At 48.5% G+C, this 23,945-nt stretch carries 20 protein-coding genes; 7 read left to right on the top strand and 13 right to left on the bottom strand.

Translation table 11 applies throughout. The features are described from left to right. Positions 1-319 precede the first annotated feature (319 nt). Together ACDE64_RS01205 and ACDE64_RS01200 are read right to left on the bottom strand one after the other, a co-directional pair. Entirely contained in the window at positions 320-1,405 is a 1,086-nt protein-coding gene (locus tag ACDE64_RS01205) for an NlpC/P60 family protein (protein WP_411348723.1), read from the bottom strand. Between the two features lie 163 nt (positions 1,406-1,568). Then, positions 1,569-2,111 (bottom strand): hypothetical protein, encoded by a 543-nt coding sequence (locus tag ACDE64_RS01200; protein ID WP_411348722.1) that lies wholly within the window; start codon positions 2,109-2,111, stop codon positions 1,569-1,571. Positions 2,112-2,491: 380 nt separating this feature from the next. Here ACDE64_RS01200 and ACDE64_RS01195 point away from each other — a divergent pair, with 380 nt between their 5' ends. Next, positions 2,492-3,400 (top strand): AraC family transcriptional regulator, encoded by a 909-nt coding sequence (locus tag ACDE64_RS01195; protein ID WP_411348721.1) that lies wholly within the window; start codon positions 2,492-2,494, stop codon positions 3,398-3,400. Positions 3,401-3,533: 133 nt separating this feature from the next. On the opposite strand, the gene ACDE64_RS01190 is transcribed toward ACDE64_RS01195, so the two are convergent. Beyond that, positions 3,534-4,493 carry an AraC family transcriptional regulator gene (locus tag ACDE64_RS01190; protein WP_411348720.1) on the bottom strand — a complete coding sequence of 320 codons (960 nt, stop codon included), beginning with the start codon at positions 4,491-4,493 and terminating at the stop codon, positions 3,534-3,536. A gap of 269 nt (positions 4,494-4,762) precedes the next feature. On the opposite strand from ACDE64_RS01190, the gene pyk reads away from it, so the two are divergent. Continuing rightward, entirely contained in the window at positions 4,763-6,178 is a 1,416-nt protein-coding gene (pyk, locus tag ACDE64_RS01185; protein ID WP_411344732.1) for a pyruvate kinase, read from the top strand. A gap of 240 nt (positions 6,179-6,418) precedes the next feature. Here pyk and ACDE64_RS01180 read toward each other — a convergent pair whose 3' ends face one another. Then, positions 6,419-7,915: a PAS domain-containing protein gene (locus ACDE64_RS01180; RefSeq protein ID WP_411350205.1), complete on the bottom strand. Its 1,497-nt coding sequence runs from the start codon at positions 7,913-7,915 to the stop codon at positions 6,419-6,421. 421 nt (positions 7,916-8,336) lie between these two features. Between ACDE64_RS01180 and ACDE64_RS01175 the strand changes: the two genes are divergently transcribed. Beyond that, complete coding sequence (locus ACDE64_RS01175; RefSeq protein WP_411348719.1) at positions 8,337-8,693, top strand: MGMT family protein; 357 nt, start codon at positions 8,337-8,339, stop codon at positions 8,691-8,693. A 145-nt stretch (positions 8,694-8,838) separates the two neighbouring features. Here ACDE64_RS01175 and ACDE64_RS01170 read toward each other — a convergent pair whose 3' ends face one another. Beyond that, complete coding sequence (locus tag ACDE64_RS01170; protein WP_411350204.1) at positions 8,839-9,153, bottom strand: cupin domain-containing protein; 315 nt, start codon at positions 9,151-9,153, stop codon at positions 8,839-8,841. A 420-nt stretch (positions 9,154-9,573) separates the two neighbouring features. Continuing rightward, on the bottom strand, positions 9,574-10,362 hold the full coding sequence (locus ACDE64_RS01165) for an SDR family oxidoreductase (RefSeq protein ID WP_411348718.1): 789 nt from the start codon (positions 10,360-10,362) through the stop codon (positions 9,574-9,576). 416 nt (positions 10,363-10,778) lie between these two features. Between ACDE64_RS01165 and ACDE64_RS01160 the strand changes: the two genes are divergently transcribed. Further along, positions 10,779-11,852, top strand: coding sequence for an HD-GYP domain-containing protein (locus tag ACDE64_RS01160; protein ID WP_411346660.1), 1,074 nt, complete (start codon positions 10,779-10,781; stop codon positions 11,850-11,852). Positions 11,853-11,872: 20 nt separating this feature from the next. Here ACDE64_RS01160 and ACDE64_RS01155 read toward each other — a convergent pair whose 3' ends face one another. The 4 genes from ACDE64_RS01155 to ACDE64_RS01140 form a co-directional block, all read right to left on the bottom strand. Further along, a complete protein-coding gene (locus tag ACDE64_RS01155) occupies positions 11,873-15,538 on the bottom strand; it encodes an SNF2 helicase associated domain-containing protein (RefSeq protein ID WP_411348717.1) in 3,666 nt (1,221 codons plus the stop codon). A gap of 40 nt (positions 15,539-15,578) precedes the next feature. Beyond that, the gene (locus ACDE64_RS01150) at positions 15,579-16,121 is read right to left on the bottom strand and encodes an MOSC domain-containing protein (RefSeq protein WP_411348716.1); all 543 of its coding nucleotides are present in this window, start codon (positions 16,119-16,121) and stop codon (positions 15,579-15,581) included. Between the two features lie 380 nt (positions 16,122-16,501). Next, a complete protein-coding gene (locus ACDE64_RS01145) occupies positions 16,502-17,653 on the bottom strand; it encodes an iron-containing alcohol dehydrogenase (RefSeq protein WP_411348715.1) in 1,152 nt (383 codons plus the stop codon). Between the two features lie 166 nt (positions 17,654-17,819). Next, positions 17,820-18,449 (bottom strand): VC0807 family protein, encoded by a 630-nt coding sequence (locus ACDE64_RS01140; protein WP_411348714.1) that lies wholly within the window; start codon positions 18,447-18,449, stop codon positions 17,820-17,822. A 355-nt stretch (positions 18,450-18,804) separates the two neighbouring features. On the opposite strand from ACDE64_RS01140, the gene ACDE64_RS01135 reads away from it, so the two are divergent. From ACDE64_RS01135 to ACDE64_RS01125, 3 genes are all read left to right on the top strand, one after another. Next, the gene (locus ACDE64_RS01135) at positions 18,805-18,936 is read left to right on the top strand and encodes a hypothetical protein (RefSeq protein WP_411344725.1); all 132 of its coding nucleotides are present in this window, start codon (positions 18,805-18,807) and stop codon (positions 18,934-18,936) included. A gap of 144 nt (positions 18,937-19,080) precedes the next feature. Then, entirely contained in the window at positions 19,081-20,394 is a 1,314-nt protein-coding gene (locus ACDE64_RS01130; RefSeq protein ID WP_411350203.1) for an alkaline phosphatase, read from the top strand. A 149-nt stretch (positions 20,395-20,543) separates the two neighbouring features. Beyond that, entirely contained in the window at positions 20,544-20,843 is a 300-nt protein-coding gene (locus ACDE64_RS01125; RefSeq protein ID WP_411348713.1) for a hypothetical protein, read from the top strand. Here the strand turns inward: ACDE64_RS01125 and ACDE64_RS01120 are convergent. The 3 genes from ACDE64_RS01120 to ACDE64_RS01110 all read right to left on the bottom strand — a co-directional run bounded on the left by ACDE64_RS01120 (position 20,819) and on the right by ACDE64_RS01110 (position 23,736). Further along, the gene (locus ACDE64_RS01120) at positions 20,819-21,841 is read right to left on the bottom strand and encodes a proline dehydrogenase family protein (protein ID WP_411348712.1); all 1,023 of its coding nucleotides are present in this window, start codon (positions 21,839-21,841) and stop codon (positions 20,819-20,821) included. The two genes, ACDE64_RS01125 and ACDE64_RS01120, sit on opposite strands and share 25 nt — an antisense overlap. Before the next feature lie 235 nt (positions 21,842-22,076). Beyond that, a complete protein-coding gene (locus tag ACDE64_RS01115; RefSeq protein WP_411348711.1) occupies positions 22,077-22,886 on the bottom strand; it encodes an AraC family transcriptional regulator in 810 nt (269 codons plus the stop codon). A gap of 244 nt (positions 22,887-23,130) precedes the next feature. Further along, positions 23,131-23,736 (bottom strand): esterase/lipase family protein, encoded by a 606-nt coding sequence (locus ACDE64_RS01110; RefSeq protein ID WP_411350202.1) that lies wholly within the window; start codon positions 23,734-23,736, stop codon positions 23,131-23,133. Positions 23,737-23,945 lie beyond the last annotated feature (209 nt).

Below are 23,945 nucleotides of genomic sequence, written 5' to 3'. Positions count from 1 at the left end.
TTTTTTAAGCGCTTACATAAATGTGGTATTACGTATGGATGCTTTGGTAATATACACTTTGCTCAGTGAAGATAGATTTATCATAAAGGAACATTCTGCTCTTTTTCAAGCATTAAATTTATAAAAAAGCGAATTATAAACAAAAACATAAATTAAATATACATGATCATAATAAAAATCCCCTATCTTGCGCGCTTGCTCATGTCAGATGATTCCTTCACCTGTACGATGGAAGCTACGAAGATAGGGGATGTTTCAGTTTCAGTCTCAGATCAGAAAACATGATCCACTATTGTTGCTAACGATACGTTGCCTGTATTTACTGGATATACCGTCTTGCACCAGCAAATTCTGTTTTGTAAGCAGGGGTGTTGATCGAGATGATCTCGACGGTTTTGCCTGCTTTGGGCGAGTGCATCATCTGACCGTTACCGATATACATAGACACATGATGCACACTGCCTTTGCCGTTATCATGAGCGAAAAACATCAGATCACCCGGCTGCAATTGGCTCCAGCTCACCGCAGTTCCTTCCTTGATCTGAGCGGATGCGTCACGCGGCAGGCTAATGCCGTGGAAGCCATAGATCGTCGATGTGAAGCCAGAGCAGTCAAATCCATATGCTGAGATGCCCGCCCACAGATACGGCAGTCCAAGGAATTGCTTACCTGTACGAATTAGATCAGCTCCAGTTGGTGCAGGAATGTTCGACAATTGCTTGTATACGTCTACTGTACTACTTTTCAGCCAAGCAGATTGGTTGTCCGGGGTATGCACCTGCACCCAACCGCTGACCGTAGACGTTACTGGCAACCGTGTATTGAAGCTCAACGTCAGCAGCTTGCTCTGACGATCTTCGCCATACAGCTGTGCCTTGTTGTCCTTCACGATGGCGGTAGGGCATTCGCTATAAGCAGCGCCCGTCGTAGTGGTCAGAATCTGAGCTTTGGGCAGCCAACCAGGGTATCCGTATTTACTCTTCGGTGTGGATTGTCCAACAACTGCTACGTATGCCCAATCCCCCTTCACCTGCAATAAACGAACTTCCTGACCATACAACGCTTGCGTTTCCGTTTTGCCAGTCAGCCAGCGCCGCTTGTCGGCAGTGTTCATATCGGCAGTCCATTGCTCCATGTCTACCGGAGTCGATAGAGACGATTGATCCAGCTTACGCGCTAGTCCCGGCTGCGTCCACAGCGTAGCAACTGCCACATTAACATAATGCTTGCGAGTCTGGCTGTTAATCGTACAATCTTGCTCTTGCATAGCGGTACTTCCTCCTTCGGCGGCATGTACTCCAGATGGCAACAGTGTTCCTAGCAGGAGCAATACGCTCATGATCCAGAGTGTGAGAATACGGCGAAGCGTGATTGCCGCTCTTAACGATGGTACGGTTTCCTTCATCCTGTCATCTCCCTGTTGTTGACATATATACCCTGACGTTCTCCTGCATCCGTTGGATCGCAGTCTGTATTGGTGCGTCTGTATGTATACGCCAGGCTATTGCCGAAGTTGCTTGCATCGACCAATGGAATATCCTTCGTTCTTCTTGCTTCACTTGTGCAGCTTAGCGTTCCTCATTATCGCCCGATCTCACGTCCAAATCCTCATCAAACCGAATACACTGAATCAGTTGAAAGATACAAGCCAAGCCCAACGCTCCCCAGATGCCATGCGTATCTACGCCGCGAATGATCTCTGCCAGTGTGTACAACAGCAGCGTATTGCGTACAATCGCAACGACTTGCGTTTGCCAGAACCGTAGCGGACGACGAAGAATGGGATAGATCCATTCCGCAGCAGCAGGTTGAATATAAATAGCTAGAATCGACAATCCCGCACTCGTCCAGATCGAATACAGCATCGCAGTACTCCGATTCGCAAAGCCAATCAGATGTATGAAGGATGCCAGATAAAAAAAGGCATATGCCGCAAACGCCGATGCCGCCACCACAATGAGTAGTCCAAGCGATAAAATCACTGCCATGGAGACCCGGTCAAACAGGCTGAACGGCTTCATGATGCTATCGAGCGGATCACGAGTCTCGCCATCTTCCTGTTGACGCGGCGGGCGGGCAAATTTGAAATAAGAAAAGACACAGATCAGCAAAAAAACAACGATACATGTGCCAAGCAGATTCTTTTCGATATGCTCCCGCTCCCTCCGAAAATATAGGTTATGTCATTCATACTAACACAAACATTTTGGGCTTTCTCGTTGTAAAACACTTCCAGATGTTATCAGGAGTCATTTGCTGCTGAAATCAACGGTGTAGCGAATCGATAAGCAGCTCCCTTTGTGCATACACCATATGCCTTGATTCTGTATGAGGCTATGCTGAATATTCTAGCCGAAGATGAATACATCCTCCATGGCTAGCATGTCATAATCACATGTTTAATTATCATTATATTCGGTTTGCAGGCTTTTCACCTCATGCACCTCATGTCATAATATGAGTATACAGGTACAAAGGGGATTAACGTACAATGCCGCTGAATCATACCATTTATACCGAATCCGAGGCACATCAGCCGATGGATTTGAAGCTGATCTTTTTTGGTAAGGAAGAATGTTTGCCTGGACACGCTTGGGGACCCGGCGTACGGGACGATTATATTTTGCATTATGTTCATGAAGGAACAGGTATGTTTCGACTAGGTGATGGGGAATACCGATTATGTGCCAATGAAGGCTTTCTCATTCCACCAGATACTGTTGTGCAATATGAAGCGGATACGGAACAGCCGTGGGTGTATTCCTGGATCGGTTTTCGCGGATTGCATGCCAGAACACTGATGGAGCGTGCTGGATTGACACCGGAGGAGCCAGTGTACCGTTTGACTCATACTCGTGCTTCTCATTCATACCCTCATGCCCAAGCTACGGAAATCGTTCCCGACGACTCAGTGCCACCGATCATATCGCCAACACTGGGCAGCTTTTACGAGCAGCTATTATCCACCTCGCAACAGCCTGCCGGAGATATTCATGCGCAGGGTATTCTGTATCAGGTCATGTATGAACTGATCTCCCGACTGCCCGTGCCGGATCATGGTAAAGGTCGTTCCCGTTCCAAGGAGCTGCATATTCAGCAAGCCATCGACTATATCGAAACGAATTACAGCCAGAAGATCACGGTACTGGACATCTCTCGCTCGGTACGACTGGATCGTACGTATCTATCCAGTCTGTTTAAGGACAAATTCGGGTTGTCCTTGCAGGCATTTATGCTGGAATATCGCATGAATCGAGCGGTCGAGCTGCTTCAACATACCGCACTGTCTATCGGGGAAATCTCGCGCTCTGTTGGTTACGATGATCCGTTTCTCTTTTCCAAAATGTTCAAAAAGCTCAAGGGCGTCTCTCCCAAGCATATGCGCAGTCAGACGAACTGAACGATGCAACCAAGCAACCGAAGAGCAATATGCAAGATCAACCTCAAACTGCCATATATGCGATCGTATGCTGGCAGACGCTCTTGCATGATGTGCACAACGACGTGCATACATGGCTGCATGGCTGCACGCGTTATCGCATTGGTGGACGCTCCTGCATCATCTCGGCGGGCGGTACGCCCATCTTCTTTTTGAAAATCCGGTAAAAGTACGACACTTCAGCATAGCCGAGAAACTCCGCAATCTCCGCCACCGTCAGCTGTGATTCGGTCAGCATATAGACGGCGCGCTTCATCCGTTCGTCGTGCATATACTGGCTGATCGTCTGCCCAGTGACATCTTTGAACAGGGTCGCTGCATAATTCGGTGTCCGGCGAATCACATCGCCCAGCTGCTCCTTCGTAATACGCGAACTGTAATGTTGCTGAATATGACGCTTCATCTGTTCCACTAGCCGCTGCTTGTCATCGCGCATCTGTCCGCGGTCATATTCGCGGTTAATCTCCACCAGCAATTGCAGCAGCAGCCCTTCACTCATGCACTCATAATACGCAGGCTTTTCCCGCCATTGTACAACAATCTGCTTGATGATGTCGTGCAATCGCTCATAGCTGCCGGGCTTAATATGCAGTACATGGCTGCGTTCGAGCAACGGCAAGCCTGTCGGCTGAAGCTGGAGCGGCTGTACAGGCACAGGCATTTTGCTGCCTTGCATAGCATGCTCATTCTGCTCACTATATGCTTGCTGATCGGGGGCGTCTACTTCCACGTTTACATCTACGTCCTTGGTTGCCGGAACGGCTGTCCCTCTCTCGCCCCTCTGTTGCACTGCTGCCGCCGATACATCATTGCCCGTGCTGAAATGAAGCACCTGCTTCGTATGCACATGGGTCGGAATGCTTTTCCCATAATAAAAGCAGCCTGGTGGAATCAGCAGCAATTCGCCTTTGTCCACGATCATCTTCTGCCCATCTACCCAGTACACACAATTGCCATATGTACACAAACTAACAATATAACTGTGTGGGTCTAACTGCCGTTCCTCGTACCATTCCATCCGGTGATCTTCATGCACGCTGGTTAGTTGCAGCATCGTATTCCCCCCTTTTGTTCACCGTTCCGCTATTGTATGCTTTCATTATAGATGAAATTCTACAATATTCGCGATATAGATCGTACTATATTGCAATTACCGTACTATATTTCATAGATATCTGTGTGTATTACAGCTACAATGAAATGGATAATACAGGTTGTCGGTACATCGTCCTTGCCTGCCCCGGGTTTCAGGAGGTGTGTGACAGCCGCCAATATGATGGGCTGTCGACGTACAGCCGCCCAATATGAGGAGGAACATCTGTAATGTTGAGAACGAAGATTATTTGTACCATGGGACCTGCTTGTGATTCGGTAGATATGCTGAAAGAAATGATCAAAGCGGGCATGACCGTAGCGCGTCTGAATATGGCGCACGGCGAACTGGAAGATCATGTGATGCGTATCAACAACGTGCGTAAGGCTGCTGCCGAGATGAACACGTTTATCCCGATCATGATGGATATCAAAGGTCCAGAAGTACGGATTGGCAAGCTAAAAGAGGCATCTTTTGAACTTCGTACCGGCAACAAGCTGATTCTGACAACGGAAGAAATTCTGGGTGATTCCGAGCGTATCGGTGTCAACTATCCAGAATTGAACAAGGATGTAAATGAAGGCGACCGCATTCTGCTGGATGATGGTCTGATCGATCTGACCGTACTGGAAGTAAAAGATAGCGAGATCGTCTGCGAAATCGTCAGCGGCGGCATGATCAAACCGCGCAAAGGTGTGAACCTGCCGGGTATCCACACGTCCCTGCCGGGCGTTACCGAGCGCGACGTGATGCACATCCACTTCGGTCTGGAGCAAAAGATCGAGATGATCGCTGCTTCCTTCGTCCGTAAAGGCGATGACATCCGCGAAATTCGCAGCATTCTGGCGAAAAACAACGCCGAAGATGTACAAATTTATTCCAAAATCGAAAACGCCGAAGGAATGGAAAATCTCGATGATATCATCGAAGCATCCGACGGCATCATGGTTGCACGTGGCGACCTCGGGGTAGAAGTGCCAATTCAAGACGTACCGGCACTGCAAAAGGAAATGATCGACAAATGTAATGTAGCTGGTAAACCGGTTATCGTAGCTACTCATATGCTGGAATCGATGCAGGTGAATCCGCGTCCGACTCGCTCCGAAGTGAGTGACGTAGCAAATGCTGTCCTGCAAGGCGCTGATGTCATCATGCTGTCCGGCGAATCTGCTGCTGGTAAATATCCGGTGCAATCGGTACAAACAATGGCTGCTGTAGCACGTCGTGCCGAGACAATGATCGATTATCAGGAGCAATTCTCCCGTAAAAGAGCACAACAATCGACGAACATCACTGAAGTGATCAGCCAAGGCGCAGTGAGCGCATCGCTGGAGTTGAATGCAAAAGCAATTATCATCTCTACCGAAAGCGGCTTTACTGCTCGTATGATCTCCAAATATCGCCCTAATGCACCAATCATCGCCGTTACGCATAACGAAGCCGTACTGAACAAGCTGTGTCTGCTGTCCGGCGTCATTCCGGTACATGGCGAAGAAGTATCCAGCACGGACGAAATGTTTGACTCTGCAATTCGCAATGCGGTAACAACTGGTCATATCGCTGCTGGCGATATCGTCGTCCTGTCCGCAGGCGTACCGATCGGTCAATCCGGTAATACCAACCTGCTCAAAATTCAACAAGTGTAATATAACGAGTTTCATTTCAACGTATATGCAAGCTATATTATATCTGCTCTCTATTCATTTGCTGCCACCGGATAGTATGGTGGCGTGATATAACAAAAAGCACTCTGCCATTAGGTAGAGTGCTTTTTGTTATCGGTATTCTATTGCATTATAGTTCTATTACGTTTGCTATCACGTTGTAGGTTTATCGCGTTATCTACATTTCTCAATCTGCGAAATCACCATATCGAAAGTGGCAGCTTAGATCTGTTTCGCAAACTCTGTCAGCGATTGGGACATATGATTGATCTCGTCCATCGACGCATTGAGCTGTTGTGTTAATGCTGCTTGCGATTGCGTGAGCGTTGTCATATTGCTAATCTGTTGCAGGATTTCTTCAATCTGATCTTTCATTTCGGTCAGACTTTTCTCAATATTCTCGGTAGCATCAGCACTATGGATCGCCAGCTTGCGCACTTCGTCGGCAACAACGGAGAAGCCGCGTCCCAGTTCACCAGCACGGGCAGCCTCGATGGATGCGTTTAGACCGAGCATGTTAGTCTGGTTCGCAATCTCACGGATAAAGGTAGAGATGTTTTTCGTTTCATCCGCACTACTTTTCGCCTTGTTGGCAGCTTCGGTGGAATGCTCTTGTGCGGCAGCCAGATCTTGCGCCTGCCCAGTAACGGAATTGATCGCAATCGTCATTTCGCTAATCGATTGCGACAGCTGCGACATACGCTCAGTCATCGCATCGACGACATGATCTTTGTTCTTTTCAAACGTAATATCGCGAATCGTACCGGCAACACGCAGTGGCAATCCTTTCGCATCGCGATTCGTTGTACCGCCTGCATGGTACCAGCGATATTCACCGCTCTTGAGCTGTAAACGGTATTCGATGGAAAACGGCGTACGCCCCGTATGATCGTTCAGATGCGCAGCAAATGCGTCTAGGGACATTTGTTTGTCTTCTGGATGCAGACGATCGCTCCAGCTGCTCAATACGTTCGGGAAATCGCGCTCATCATGGAAACCCAGTGTCTGGCGGAATTGTGGTGACCACCAGAACTCATTGTTCGGATTGATCGGATCACCCGCTTCAACGACCATATCCCAAGGAGCTTCTACCAGTGCTTTGTTAATCAGATCGTAGCGAGTAACGAGCATTTGCAATTCTTCGTCTCTCGTGCGTCTCTCATGCACATCGAACAGTGCTCCAGCGATACGCAGCGGCACACCGCTGTTGTCGCGTACTGTTGTACCTGTTGCACGGAACCAGCGATATTCGCCATTTTTCAATTTAAGACGGTATTCGATATCGTATGGTGTACGTCCGCTATGATCCAGCAGATGATCAGCCAGTGCTTGCAATACCCAATCGGTATCCTCAGGGTGCAGACGGGAAGCCCAGCTGTCGAGCACATCCGGGAAATCCTGTACATTCTGGTAGCCAAGCATATGGCGGAATTCATCTGTCCACGTGAATGCATTGTTCGGATTGACTGGATCGCCCGCTTCGACTTCCATATCCCACAGACCGACATGGATCGCTTTGGTAACGAGATTCATCCGCATCGCGATACCTTGCTTTCTTTGACGAACGATATGCACAGCCTGACTGATATTTTCGACAATCTCGCGCATAACAGGATCTTCGGTTTGTAGTTGCAATGGTGCTGTTGGATCTTGAGCGAGGCGACGACTGGCTTCCAGCAATTCCTGTACAGCGGACGAGTTCTTTCTTGGGGCAAAAATGGACATATTGTCTTCTCCTTTAAACCGCCGGATTCATTACTACGGCGTTTTACGAAATGGTCGTGCATAAAAGTAGGTAACTTGGAAATATGACAGCAACATATAATAAAATTATGGTTTATAAGCTAAGTCTATTTTTAGGTATCAGGAACTATTTTATTATAAAATTAAAACTTTAGACTCATGAGTTTATAAGAATTTTAAACTATGATTCGACTTTTTGAAACATTTTTCGCGAAATTTTATAAATTTTTTAACTTTGTTCCAAAATATGTATAAATAAGTCACCGGAATAGATATGCGCTGTTTATAATCCTTATTCCTAGCGGATTTATGCGCTTTTGAACTGGTCTGCTTTGCTGATATAATGAAGCCAATATGAATGTTTCTACTTCGGCGTTTGCATACAGGAGGTATCATCATGCAACCTTTTACGAGACGGGTTATTGAAGTAATCTCTTCCATTCCGACCGGGCGGGTCATGAGTTACGGTCAGGTTGCAGCAGCAGCCGGTAGTCCGCGTGCTGCACGTCAAGTGGTACGGGTACTGCACTCGATGAGCGCTGCATACCATCTACCATGGCACCGGGTCATTAATAAGCAAGGCGAGATCTCCATTCAGGATGATGAATCTGCGTTTGAGCAGCGGACAAGGTTGGAGGAAGAAGGCGTGGAATTCACGCTAGATGGACGTGTGCAGTTGGAGCGATTCACATATGACGTAGACGATATGGAGCAAACAGATCATACAGAACAAGAGCAAGAGAATACTTGTTAGTGTCATACTCTAATTGGTAATCCTCCAGCCCGCATACAACAACAGCAGGATGATCATTCATTTCTTAATACTTATAGAAAAGCCCGCATCCCCCTTCGTCGGTTGGGGAATGCGGGCTTTGATAATAAGATCGTCTTTGTTAAAGTCAGCTCAGCAAATCTTCGCGTAGCGGGGTAAAGGAGTCTAGCAGGATTCCCGGTGCCAGTGCCCTCGCGGAATGTAGTGCTCCGGCAGGAATAGCCAGTGCTTTCCCGGCGTGCAGCTCGTGAACTTCGCCATCAATGACGAATTGGAAACGCCCTTTCATGCAATAACTCATCTGCTCATGTGGATGAGCATGCTCGCTGCTCTTGGAACCCGCTTCAAAGTGCACTTCCATCATCATCAGCGATTGTCCCGGTTCGAACACTTTACGGCGAACACCAGGTTCAACCAGCTCCCAGATCCCAACATTGTTCAGGCTTACATTACTCACAGTACCCAGCTCCTTTTTTATAAAAATGATGTTAGATTGATGGTAATTTAAATAACCGATTTACGGTATTTATGTATGAAAACCTACCTTCAATCTACAACGCAATGAAATCATATCCACAGAAACGACTGATACACATAATAACATGTTTGAAAACAAAGATATAGTGTATTAAATCACAAAAAATAAAATGTGTTTGTAGTTATTTTATACTACATTTATTGAAAAAAGTCGATTTTTATCGTTTGAAAGACAAAAAAATGACCAAAATCCGCAGATTTCGGTCTACTTTTATCCATTATTCCATAAACATGACACAATATCGTCACATTATAGTTGTGTTTCATTGTTGGATTATATGTGAGTTTGTTGTGTGCTTATGTTGGTTTGTGACAATGAATCAATCTAGAATGCACGAATCGTGCCGCCATCCACCAGCAGCGATTGTCCCGTCACATACGTATTGGCAAACGAACCGTAAAACATCACCATTTTGCCAAACTCTTCCGGCGTGCCAAAGCGACCAAGAGGAATGGAATGTAGCGATTGCGCCTGCACTTGCTCTACTGCAACGCCCTCTGTCTGTGCACGGCGGCTGTCCAGCTCCTGCATTCGTTCGGTGGCAATGCGCCCGGGTGCTACCGTATTAATCAGCACACCTGCCGCTGCATATTCCGATGATAGAGTCTTCGTCAGTGCCTGAATCCCTGCCCGATATACATTGGACAGGATCAATCCATCAATCGGCTGCTTGACCGAACTGGAGGCAATATTGACGATTCGACTCTCACCTGCCTCCTGCAAAAATGGCAGCGCAGAACGAATCAGACGGATCGTGCTGAGCAGATTACTTTCAAACGCACGCTGCCATGCCGCATCATCCATATCGGCAAATGATCCCGCTTGCGGTCCGCCTGCATTCGTAATTAGCACATCCAGCCGTCCGTAATGCTGCACTGCCGCATTCACAGCGTTCTGGATCTGCTCGCCGTCACTCACATCCATCAGGACGTAATGAACATCGCGTCCGGTAACTTCCTTAATCTCCGCCGCTGCTTGTTGCAGGTGTTCTACATTTCGACTGGCGATCGTTACATTCGCACCTTCGCGAGCAAATTCCAATGCACTTGCTCGTCCCAATCCTTTGCTGCCTGCGGCAACAAACACACTTTTCCCATATAGATTCGTTTCCATAATCTCTCTCCTTTTTCCATTTATTGTTTCCTTTAATGGGGTGTTGGTGAAAATAGGAAAATCCATATATCCATTTTTATACACATTAGGAACTTACAGATATATGAGATGCTAAATTTACTAGTTCTTTGTCAAACTTTGCCCCTGAAGTCTATCGTATTTTAAAAATCCGTCCTATAATCATTATAGATTTACGCTTGTCTGACGATATATAGTATATCTTTTCTTTTATACATTTCTGATAACGTTCTACTAGATCTGCACATATCTTCCTTTATATCGTTCCCCATACATACATATCATGCTTCAGCAGCTATAACTCTATGGACGCACTCTGCATACTGATCATGATAATTCCTGAATAGATGGAAGTGACCATATTGAGGCTATTACCCATTACCTCGCTCCAACCCGGGATGCGATTGGCAAGAAAAATATATAATGACGAAGGTGTCGTACTGCTAGCAGAAAGTGCTGAACTGACTACCGGCATCATCCGTAAGCTGTATAACCACGGGCTGGATTATGTCTACATTCAGGACAAGGACACTGATGATGTTATGGCGGAAGACATTATTTCCGCTGAAACGAAACGACGTGCACTCAAGGAAATACGTACACACTTTTGCAGGTTGGCTGATCCCAACACCCAAAAGACGATGTATCCCGTCATTGGCAAGTCATTTGCCGGTATCGTAGATACGATTCTGAGAGAACTGAGCAGCAATCCAGAAGTGATGGTTATGCTGATGAGCATGCATACAAAGGATCATTATCTGTATCATCATTCACTGAATGTTTGTATTTATACATTGTTACTAGGCAAGGTGCATGGCTATTCTACGGATGAGCTTCGCGTGCTTGGTATCGGTTCCTTACTGCATGATGTCGGCAAAGCACATATCCCGAATGAAATTCTGTTCAAACCGGGCAAGCTGACAGATGACGAATATAATACGATCAAGCTGCATACCGAATACGGATTCAAAATCCTCAAGGACGAGCCAGGGATTCCACTGCTAGCTGCTCATTGTGCGTACCAGCATCACGAGCGTCTGAACGGAAGCGGGTATCCACGCGGCATCAAGGAACCGGATATTCATGAGTATGCGAAATGGATCGGCATTGCCGATTCGTATGATGCGCTGACAACCAGCCGGGTATATCGTGCGGCTATGCTGCCCCATCAGGCGCTGGATGTACTATATTCCGGTTCTGGCACGCTGTACGACCGTTCCATGCTGGAAGTGTTCAAAAGCCGGGTTGCCATTTACCCTATCGGTGTAACCGTCACACTCAGCACCGGATTCAAAGGTGTAGTGGTGCATATTCATTCCGAGATTCCGCAGCGTCCTATCGTGCGTATCTTATTCGACGAACAGGGCGAGCGTCTCACGGCTCCATTTGACCTTGATCTGCTCGCCCATCATTCGGTTATGATCACAGCGGTAGAAGGCATGAATTCGCATATGCCCTCACCAACCGTTTGACCGTGATTCATTGCGAAGACTCAAATCATCAACAATTCTCGAATATCCTGCTCTGTCAGCGCCGATAATTTTGCCTGACCGGGCTGGATCATTTGCTGTACCAGCTCTTTCTTCGTTTGTTGTAGTTCCAGCATCGTCTCCTCTACCGTTCCACGAGCGACTAGACGGATCACCTGCACTTTGTTGCGTTGCCCCATCCGATGCGCCCGATCGGCAGCTTGTTCCTCCACCGCCGGATTCCACCACAGATCGTATAGAATGACCGTATCTGCACCAGTCAGATTCAGCCCGGTTCCTCCCGCTTTTAGCGAAATTAGAAATACATCCTGTTCCCCTTCATTGAATCGTTGACACAGCTCCAACCGCTCAGCAGAAGGAGTATTCCCATCCAGGTAAAAGTAAGACGTCTGCTGTTCCCGCAAGCGATTGCCAATAATCTTCAGCATGCTGGTAAATTGGGAAAAGATCAGCATCCGGCGCCCGGAATCTCGATAATCCTGCACGACTTCCAGCAACTGCTCAAGCTTGGCAGAACTACCCTCATATCCTTCTACAAACAACGACGGATCACAGCACAATTGCCGCAAGCGGGTTAATCCAGCGAGGATGCGGATCTGATTTTCAGCAAAATTCTTCTCATGCAGATGTTCCAGCGCATCCTGCTGTAGCTGCGCGAGATAGGCAGCGTATAGCGTCTTCTGCTCTGGCAGCAGTTCGGATACCAATGTCGTCTCCTGCTTGTCCGGCAATTCGTGCAGCACCTGCGACTTCATGCGCCGCAGTACAAATGGGCGAATACGCGCCGCAATGACCGCATGATCCAGATCGGCAAAATACTTGCGCGTGCCTAGCAGCTTCGGCATGATCACATGCATGATCGACCACAGCTCATAGGCGGAATTTTCGATTGGCGTACCAGTCAGGGCGAAGCGGTGCTTCGCCTGAATCTTGCTCACCGCGCGGGCAGTCTGCGTTAGCGCATTTTTGAAATTTTGCGCTTCATCGACGATCAGCGTATGGTACGCATGCGTGCTAGCCCACTCAATATCGCGGCGCAGCAGCGGATACGAGGTGACGATCACATCGAATGGCTGCTGCTCTGTACCGACATTCTGCTCGTACGTGTCCGGCTCTTGGGACAGCACCTGCTGCCAGCGCTCTGTGCGAACTTCCTTACTGCCGTCGATCAACAGCACCTTCAATTCTGGGGCAAACCGGTTCAATTCGTACTGCCAGTTGTATACGAGTGACGACGGGGTAACGACTAGCACGGGACGCCCACTACGACGAATATCATCTGCCATTGACAGGATAAACGCTATACTTTGCAGCGTTTTGCCTAGTCCCATATCGTCCGCCAGAATACCGCCAAAACCGTATCGTGCCAGCGTTCGCATCCACTGGTATCCAGCATGCTGATAATCGCGCAATATAGGTTCCAGCGAAGGTGGGACCGGATCATCGTGACGACCCGGATGCTTGATACTGTCGAGCAGTCGGCGCACCGAGCGGTCGAAGCGTACATATTCATTCTCATCCTGCACATCCAGCGTTTCGATGCCGTATATAACAGGCAGTTTGAACAGAATGCCCTGTTCCAGTGGCTCTGCTACATCATCGGGCAGCGCCATTCCTGTTTTACGGATAAAATCGGCGACCTGTTGAAACGCCTCATCCTCCAATGGCAAAAACGATCCGTTCGGCAGCCGATGATACCGCCGCTGCTCCTTCAGCGATTGCAGCACTTCCACAATCGCCGCCTCGGGAATACCATCCAGCTGAAATTTGAAATCCAGCCAGTCATGCCGGTGATCGGTATGCACACTCAGACGCGGTGCAGATAGTGGATGCTGGATGCGTGTTTTGACGATAGAGGTGGCATACACATGCAGCAGCTTTTCCAGCTTGGGCACGGTACGATACAGAAATTCATACTCCGCATCTTCATCGGTCAGAAAATAACCACCTTCGGTCGCGGTGAATTCCGCTTCCTCCATGATCTGCAAAATCTGTTCTTCCCGCTCTCCGTCACGCAGCAGGATGCGTTCCTGTTCATCCTTGCCCTGTTCCGGCTCTAACGGATTCAGCACAACATCGCCATATTGAAATTCCAATCCTGCCAGCAATCGGTCGCGCACCCGATCCAGATACAACCTCGCTTGTAGCGGTGTCTGTACAATCCGGTCGGAGACGCCGCGGGTCAGTTGTACCGTGCCTAGCTTCATCAGACCGGGAATGACCTGCTGGACAAATGGCTCCAGCTGCTCCGGCGATAAAGTTAGCCGCTGTTCGCCGTTCTGTTCATTGCTGTAATGCAGCAACGTTTGCAGACGACTCAAGCGGCGGCACAAATCTTCGTCCAGCAACCATAGCTCAGCTCCATTTAACACTGCACCATATGCTTCTAGCACGATCATAGACTGCAAACCGCGCACGACTAGCTCACTGCGGCGATCATCTTTGCTTTGCTCGTTATTACCGTTCCTCGTGCGGATAGTCTTCACAGCATCCAATGCAAAATGCAGCGGTAACATGCCCTGCTGGCAAAGAAGCGGCAAGTCCTGTTCGCCAACCGCGATGCGTGCTGACGGACATTGACGTAGAGCGACCAGCAGACTGTGCCAGTGAGATACGGGAATGATCAGCATCCGTTCGTTGATGGCAGACAGAGTGCTTTTGCCTGCCTTGTTTGCCTGTGTAGATAATGGGATGGCGCGAGTATAGCTATTGCTCCCCTCTGCTCGATCCCATTGGCTTGTACGTATCGATGCTGAAGTGCGACGTTGCCTGTTATTGTGGCTGTATGCTTCGTCCGGTTGTTCATCCTCGGCAATCTGTAGCAAGTGACGAATCACTTCGTTATCTGCATAAGTGAAGCTATGCAGTTCCGGGTCATAGCTGAAGCGTGCTGTCAGCGGATAGCTTTCGCGGCGGCGGATACTCTCTAGCAGACTGCGCAATTGACGCACGACATACAGTCGCTTCGGTCCCGCCTTCATTTCGATACCTAGCCGATATTGACCGTTGCCATACGCGACTGGACGGCAAATAAACTGCACCGCCAGCTCATCCCGTGTTTCCAAATATCGCCGTCGTCCAGCCGCACGCTGGGGCGGTCCGGCAAACAGAGTCAGCAGTTCACTAGCAAGCTGCTGCTCATTCATAGCTGATAAGTCGCCAGCAGCATGTGCCTCATTCTCATTGGTAGAATGAACAGAGCGATGAATAGGATGATGAACGATAGCGCGCGTGTTCTCGTCAGGCAAATCTGTACGTCTAGTATGATCGTCAGGCATCTCATTGATCCGCTTTGCACGATTCCGTGTTGCTGTTGCCGATGTGGATGTCGACTCAGCTGTTCGTGGCGCAATCAGTTGCGGCGGCTCCTGATGTAATCTGGATTCATGTACATGAATCAGAACTGCCGCGATATGCTGACAATAATAGCGATACGATGACAATGTGGGACAGGTGCACACAGCCTGCACATCGCGTCCCTCTTCCATACGTAGCGATACATGCTCAATCTCGCTGGCTTTGACTTGTACGTCCGCTTCGTATTGCAGCAGATGATCGTCATACATCGTAAAGCCGACTTTGCCATCACGGTAGTAGGACATGCCTTTGGTATAGGACGTCTTGCCGCACCATTGCTGAATGGTGGACAATCGAAGTTGTTGGCTCATAATGGGAACTCCCCTCCTTGCTGCGCCGCTGAATATTTATTTACTTGGGCAAAATAATGCGGACTTCATCACCGGAGCGAATAACACCCTCGCGTTCTACCGAGCAGACGATGCCGCGGCGTTGTTTGGCGGCGGGAACGAAGCGCGATTTGATGCCTTCGATGCCGCTGACGCTCTCGATCACTTTACCGGGCAATATGCACGGCGGGTTCTCGCCTTCGCAGATCAGCCCCGTGCCATCGGGAAATAGTATTCGTGTACCGAGCGGCAATGTGGTGAGCGATTCTAGCCCTTTGAGCATAATGTTGGCGCCCAGCCATTCTGCCTGAATCTCCGGCAGCTTCATGCGGGCAGCGATCTCTGCGCATTCTTCATACGAGATGATGCTAATCTGGCGGCGGTTGGCAATCATCGTGCCGCGTTTGTATATTTTCTGGCGTACATCGGCGGGGCGCAGCAATCCGTAATGGCGGTCGCCCGGAATGCCTGCCAGCTCCACTTGAATTTCTGGCAGCGGACGGGTTACAAAGCTGCCCTTGCTATCGGCGATCAATACATGTTCAACAGTAATATTTGCGGTCATCGGTCATCTCCTGAACTGAGTTCTAAAATGGGTTATAGGGTGTAGACGTGAATAGGGGTGCATTTGTTCGGTTTGATCTGTAGTTCTATGCTAACAATAGTGAGCGTAAGTTTAAAGTACGGAATGTATGTTTTGCATTATTTTATAAAAGGTATGTGTGGTGACGGGAATTGTGGACTGCTCCGAGCCAATGATCATATCGCACTGAAACACAAAACCGCCTTCTGCTCCATACAGGAACAAAAGGCGGCTGGTAGAGAAGTATGAGTTTGTTGGTACAACGATCACTGCCTACTGGATGTCCATAGCAGGCGAAGAAATCGATCTGGATGAAGGCATGTTTGGTATGATGGAATGTTTGGCATGATACGATCTCTGGATTACAGAATCTCTTGGAACATGCGAATGACTTCCTGCTTGTCCGGCTGATACGGGTTGCCGGGCGCACAGGCGTCCTGCATCGCATGATCGGCGAGCAGCTCCAGATCGACTTGCTCGACGCCAAGTTGTTTTAGTTTGGAAGGAATGCCTACTTCCTCCGCCAGTATGCGAATGGCGCCAATCAGTTCTTCGGCGCAGCGCAGATCGGATTTGTCGGTAGTGTCGATACCAGCAGCACAGGCGATCCGGCGGAATTTGGTTGCGTCGTGCTTGGCATTCTCATTCTCGACGATTGGCAGCAGCATCGCATTGCACACACCGTGCGGCAGATCATAGATGCCGCCCAGCTGATGCGCCATCGCATGTACATACCCAAGACCAGCATTGTTGAACGCCAGACCAGCGAGGAACATCGCATAGCTCATCTGCTCGCGTGCTTCGATATCGTGTCCGTTGCGCACAGCACGCGGTAGATATTTAAAAATAATCTCCACTGCTGCCAGCGCAGTCGCATCGGTAACGGTAAAAGCGCCAGGTGTAACAATCGCTTCAATCGCATGAGTCAGTGCATCCATCCCTGTTGCAGCGGTCAAGTCTGCTGGTTTGTCCACCATCAGCTCGGGGTCGTTGACCGAGATGCTAACAAGACAATTTTTGTCGACCATCACCATCTTCACGCCGCGCTCTTCGTCGGTGATCACATAGTTGATCGTATATTCACTTGATGTGCCTGCGGTGGTATTGATCGCTACAATCGGCACGGATTTGTTTTGCGTTTTGCCAACGCCCTCGTAATCTCGCAGATCGCCGCCGTTATTCACATACAGACCGATCGCTTTGGCAGCATCCTGCGGAGAACCGCCGCCGATCGAAATAATGAAGTCGCATTGATGATCGCGGTAACATGTGACACCGTCATACACATTGCGGATCGTCGGATTCGGCTTGACGTTATCGTACACTTTGTAGTCAATATCCGCGCCCTCCAGCATATTCAGCACCTTGCATACCGTTCCGTTATGATTCAAAAAATGGTCCGTCACGACCAGCGCCTTTTGAAAACCCGGTTCCGTTATAAAATTACCTAGTTCCGCCAAACAGCCTTTACCCATCAGATTTGTACTTGGCACATATACCACATGCGTACTCATCGTTATTCCCTCCGCTATCTATTTTGAATTGCTTTGACTGTGACTGATTGTCTTTACTTTCTCATGATAGCACGGTGGGATAGGCACTATTGTGAATATAATCACAATATGATGGGTATACGTGAAAATACTTTGAATTGTTTTAGTATGGATTTGATCCATATGGTTACGCTTGTTCTTTTAACTGTCTCATGTGTACGGCTGCACGGCGACGATACACAATGTTGAGCAGTACAATTCCACCAATCATGCTCAGCGATACTGGTGTCGAGAGCGCTAATACTTGCGTCGTACTCAGATGATGGATCATCAGAATCTTCACACTCACTTCTAGCAGCAGTCCGATGCCCCAGATCCATGTCATATTGCGCATGACACGGCGGAAGTACGAATACTGCCAGTTCTCCTCCGGCGATACCGAACGGGCAAACCGCGCTACCATGTAAAAGACTAGCGGGCGTGGCATCAACAGCGATCCTAGAAACAACAATCCAACGGCGGCAGTAATGAACGACTCTCTCATCAGTAGCAGTTTCTCACTGCCACCCAGCAATACCATCACCAGACTGAGTACAAATCCGAATAACATCAATCCGCCAAATACGTCCAGTTTGCGATGCTTCCATATACTGCGCACATTGTCCAGCAGCGGAATCAGCGTAGCGATCGATAACGCGAACAATCCGCTAGTATGCGGCAGTAACCACATGTACACTAACCACGGCAATACCCCATTGATCACAAGCGTAAGCAGGGTGGAGCGATTCAACAACATATTGGACAGATTGGACATCATTCTCATCTCCCGTATCAAAGGTATGTCTTTATGATACAGCTGCCGCGGGACATGTAACTCTACCGATAGATGGAATGTATCTCCACCTACAGGTTGAGTTTGTTTATATTCCGTTTACATGAACTTGCAAAGCAAGCGATATTCCATCATCTGTTGCCATGAATATGAACAGTAGACTTTTTGCTATACCAAAATATTTATGCAAACCTTCGCTATATTCAAACGTATAAAAGGTTACATCCTTTTACAAAAAAGGATACTGCATGCCAAATACTTATACCCAAGCTATATACTGCTACCTTGTCCATTGTTCATTTTCAGACCTATTCTCAGTTCATCGAAAGGGGCTTTTACTATGTCACAACCGATCATGGAACGCCGTTGGAGCAAGCAGTCATGGCTGGATGCGACCGTCGATCTAGTTTTGTCTTTTCCCAGTCTAATCTACCGCGGTCTGGCTGTTGCACTATGCTGGCTATTTGGCTGAATATATGATTCCAATGAGAAGAAAATAATGACACTCCTTCTATTTGTAAGCAATTTCATATGTAATTTACAAAATAAACATGTAGACATAACAGTACTCTTATATGATCAATACATCATATGAATACATATAGGGGTGTGAATGATGAACAAATCTTCTCTGAAAAAAGCGGCACTGGCTGCCAGCGCTGTAGCAGTATTAAGTGTGCCACTGCTAGCAGGCACCGTACCAACAACCGACGCAGCAGCGACAACCAAGGCTACAACTGCTCAAACGACGCCTGCCAAAGCTCCAACGTCAACCACCGCCAAAGTCGCCACGCCCAAAAATGTCATCCTCTTCATCGGCGATGGCATGGGTGAAGCGAGTCGTAATGCGATCCGCTACGCCACTGTCGGCAAACATGGCACGCTGGAAATGGACAGTCTACCCGTCAGCGGACTCGTACGCACCAGCTCCAGCGACAATCTGGTGACCGATTCCGCAGCAGCAGCGACCGCAATCGCCACTGGCGTGAAAACGTACAACGGCGCCATCGGTGTCGATGTTAACAAGAAACCAGTGACAACCATTATGGAACTGGCAAAAAAAGCCGGTATGTCGACCGGCGTCGTAACCACCAGCCAAGTAACGGATGCGACCGGAGCCGCCTTTGGCGCACATGTGGAGAATCGTTCCGCGCAGAGCGATATTGCCAAGCAGTATATCGAGAACAGCAAGATCGACGTGCTGCTCGGTGGCGGGGAAGACTTCTGGTATCCGAAAGGAACGCCCGGTGCTCATACCGATGCGCCAGCTGAAGATCCAACCGAAGCCAGCAAAGGTACACAGGGCAATCTAGTCGAACGTGCCAAGCAACTCGGCTATACTTATGTGACGGACAGCACCGAGTTACAAGCAGCCAAAGGTAGCAAATTGCTCGGTCTGTTCGCCAACGAAGAGATGTTTCAGGCACATAACGAACTGGGCAACAAGTATAATCCAATCGTCTCCTTGCCAGATATGACTACCAAAGCGCTAGATGTGCTATCCAGCAACAAGAAGGGCTTTTTCCTGATGGTGGAGGAAGAAGGCACCGACGAGATGGCGCATGACAATGATGCGGAGTTAACGATCCAAGCCGGTCAACAGCTCGATAAAGCGGTCAAAGTTGCCAAAGATTACGCCAAAAAGCACCCTGACACACTTGTCCTCGTTACCGCCGATCACGAGACTGGCGGCATGGTAATCGAAGGTGCCGACGATGAGGAAGAATCTGGCGATGGCGATTCCAAGGAAGATGGACCGTTTACCGTAGCTAATTCGCAGGAGAAATTTTATATCGACTGGACAACTGGTGGTCACAGTGCGGTAGATGTAGCATTGACCGCACTGGGTCCCGGCTCCGATCAATTTAGCGGGAACTACCAGAACACCGCCATTCACGATAAGCTGGTCAAGCTGCTGAAATTGAAATAATTGTCGTGCTCAGCGATATGATGACTACACGCAAATACACACGGATCATCCGCTCAAGTCGGTGATCCGTGTGTATTTGTATTGTACCAGTATGCTGTTAATAGTATGGTATATTGATAGAAACTGGAAATGATTAGAAAGGAGTCCGAATGATGAACTCTTCAACACAGCCCTCAATTATAGAATTACAAGCACAGTTACAACAAGAACTCAAACGCAGAAGTGAATCAGAACAAATCACCGTATTACAAAATATGATCCACACACTGAAAACTCATTCGCCGAATACTGCCAACGCCGACGTTACAGCGCAATATCTAAAAAGCGACTGGCAACGACTCAAAGAATATTTTAGTAATCCGCGTGTAGCCTTATTATATCTGCTAGCAGCTGCTACGCCTGTGCTATTATTTATCACCTTTATTTACGTGGCGCTATGGGTGGAATGATTAGGATCAAAGCTTGACGTTACATATTGCATCACCGGTTCTTCCCGCTGTCCGTCTACGATATCAATCAGCGCCTGAAACAAATTGGGTGGATACTCCGCAATCCGGTGACACAGATACAAATACCACTCCTGCCCGTAGGTGAGATACACACGTACGGGCTGTTCTTGTTGCCGCAGCTGCACACACAATTCTGGGCGAATGCCGTACAACAATTCAAACTCAACACTCGCTGCACCACTCCACTCCAGCTCCAGTAACGATGCGATCAGCGACTCATCATGCGTAGCTACCGAAACATGACAACCACGCTCCACTGCCAGTCGGAACAGCTCTATATAGCGCTGATCCAGCTCTGCCGAACGCGATAGCGATATGTCGCTTGGCTCCTCATATGCCCCTTTGACTAGCCGCACATAGGCACCAGCGGATAACACTGCTGCTGCATCTTCCAGCGTACGATGCAAATGTGCTTGTAGCGTAATGCCGATCAACGGATACTTCGCGACGGCTTGCTGATAGATATGCAAAATATATTCCGTTTTCGCCGATTCCTCCATGCTGATGAACAACTCAATGCCTAGCGGCTGTGCCAGCTCCCCGAGCTGTAGTAGATGCTGGAGCGCTAGCTCCTTGTCCAACAGCAGTCCGATATGCGACAGATCGAACGACACTCGACCGCTTATGCCCTGCTGCCCCATGCTCGTGATCAATGTTGCCAATTCTTGCGTAGCATGTTCACATTCAGCAAGAGTACGTGTATTCTCCCCGATATATTCCAGCGAGACGGCATATCCGTCATGACGTAGACGCTGTGCCACTGCCAGCGCCTGTGATTGCTGATCTCCAGTCACATAACGCGCCGCTGCACGTTGTAACAGTCGATATAGCTGCGGATTGTGCTCCACACTGGATTTAACATCTGGTCGGCGGGCAATGGATTTTAACGCTACCGCCGCTTCGGTCATCACTTGCTGCTCTCTATTGATTGGATTCATACCAAATCCCTCCCTTTCCGTACACCTTACCGGAAGAGAAGGACAAAATATTGTACAAAATTGCTCTGACGACGATCTCAGACACATTGTAAAACGTTGTACTGCTGACAATCGTCTACAAGATGATGCTCAGTCACAACAAGTAACTTTTATTATCTACCATCTATCCATCATCGACGTGTCCCTGCTGCATCGTGAAATATCTGTATCCTACAAATCCAACTAGAGCTTTGGCTTACACCGATACTTTATACCGACGCGGCGTAACACCGACAATCCGCGTGAACATACGGGTAAAATGGCTCTGATCGTAAAATCCCGCTTCCGCCGCCACTTCAGCAATCGGGCGCTGACGATGCAGCTCAGCTTTGGCATAATTGATGCGCAACACATTTTGATACGCATGCGGCGGCACATGCTGCCACTGCTTGAACAGCCGAATCAGATGAAAGCGGCTAATATCCGTCACCTGCTCCAATTCCTCCAGCAGCACCGGTCGGTCAAAATGTGCATGCAAATAATCGCGCACGATACCAATATACTTGCGATCCTGCTGATTAGACATCTGCTCATGCTCCAGATCGCCCTGCTCTGTGCCGGTAATTCTGTGCAGCAGCGAGATTAATGCCGTTTCCGTTTCAAGCGGCTCGCTGCCGTTCATTAGCGTCTGCATCGCTTGCTGCATTGGCAGCAGACAATTGCGGTTCTTTCCCTCTGACAGCAAATACGGAATATGAATCTGCTCTACCTGTCGCCGCTCCATTCCGTTTAACCAGTCCGGGTCGATAAATAACATGTCGTAGCTCCACGCCATCCCCTGTTCCGGGTGACATGCATGCAGCATTTGCGGCGGAAAGCTAATCATCCGTCCCGATTCCACCTGCAACTCCTGCCCATCGCACCACGCATGCGTACGCCCGCGATGAATATGCCCAATCGAATACTCCTCATGAAAATGCCGATGATACGCTAACTCGTCCGCCCGGCACCGTTTCCCCTCCACAAAAGGCAACTGCGGATGACGGTAAAAGGATACATCTGCCATGCAATCTTCCCCCCTTTGTCCGTTGCATCTATTACGTTCTTCTCAGTATAAAAAAAAGGATCGGTTCAGGCAACATCTGCCCGACCGACCGTAATACGTGCACATTTCATTGACGACTATTCGTATCGCCATCCAACGAGCAAGCCATCGCAAAGCTATGATCGCTCTACCAAAGCAAGCACGTCATAATAGCGCACTCTACGTATGCAGCAAGCTGGAAAGTTGATGTGCGAATATACAAATGCTACTTTTGCAAAGCTTCCAGAATGAGGCTATTCACATTGGAGTTGAACAGCAGACCAATGTGCATGACGCCAACGATACGGATATTGTTTGCACCATCCAGAATGGACAGATAGTTGCTAACTACCTGATCGTTCAGCGTATAGATCGAGGTTACGTCCACACCTGCGGGTGCGCTATTCGTTGTGAGGCGGTTCGCACCACCAAGGGTGATCAGCTTGTCGACTTTATCAGCACCGCCGTAGTTCAGAATGTAATACAGGCTGTTTGCGCCGCCCATGCTGTGCGCGACGATATTAACTTTGGTGCTACCGGTGCGTGCCAGTACATCGTCTACTTTACTGCGGATTGCTGCGGCGTTCAGTGTTTGCACACCGTTCTTCGTAGGCAGATCAATCGCGTACAGCTCATTCGACGACCAGCCCTGACGAGTCAAATAACTCTCAATCGCTGTAAAATTACTCGCAGAACCGCCCAAACCATGCACGAAAATAATCGGTGTATGTGTCGTTGCCGCGCTGGCAGACGGCGCATTGCCCCATAATCCAGTCAACGAAACAAGCAGCGCTATAATGATCGTCAAGCGCATGTTTATTACAGATTTCATCATATGTATTCTCCTTTATCATTCCAGTAAAGTCGGCTGATTGGCTTCGCATCGTCTCGCATTTCCGTTCAACCGCTATTTTGATTCTTATTCCTTTTATGTATATTTTTAGGAATGTAATCTTGACTACTATATAATATGCTTACTTGGTATGTCAACTTTGAAAGTCTATATTTGGTATAAAAAAACCCTGTTATGTCGATGGTGAC

It is taken from the genome of Paenibacillus sp. WLX2291, from assembly GCF_046603665.1.
Classification (GTDB): Bacteria; Bacillota; Bacilli; order Paenibacillales; family Paenibacillaceae; genus Saccharibacillus.
Note: the sequence above shows the minus strand (reverse complement) of the source record. Positions and strands in the feature narration are given on the sequence as shown.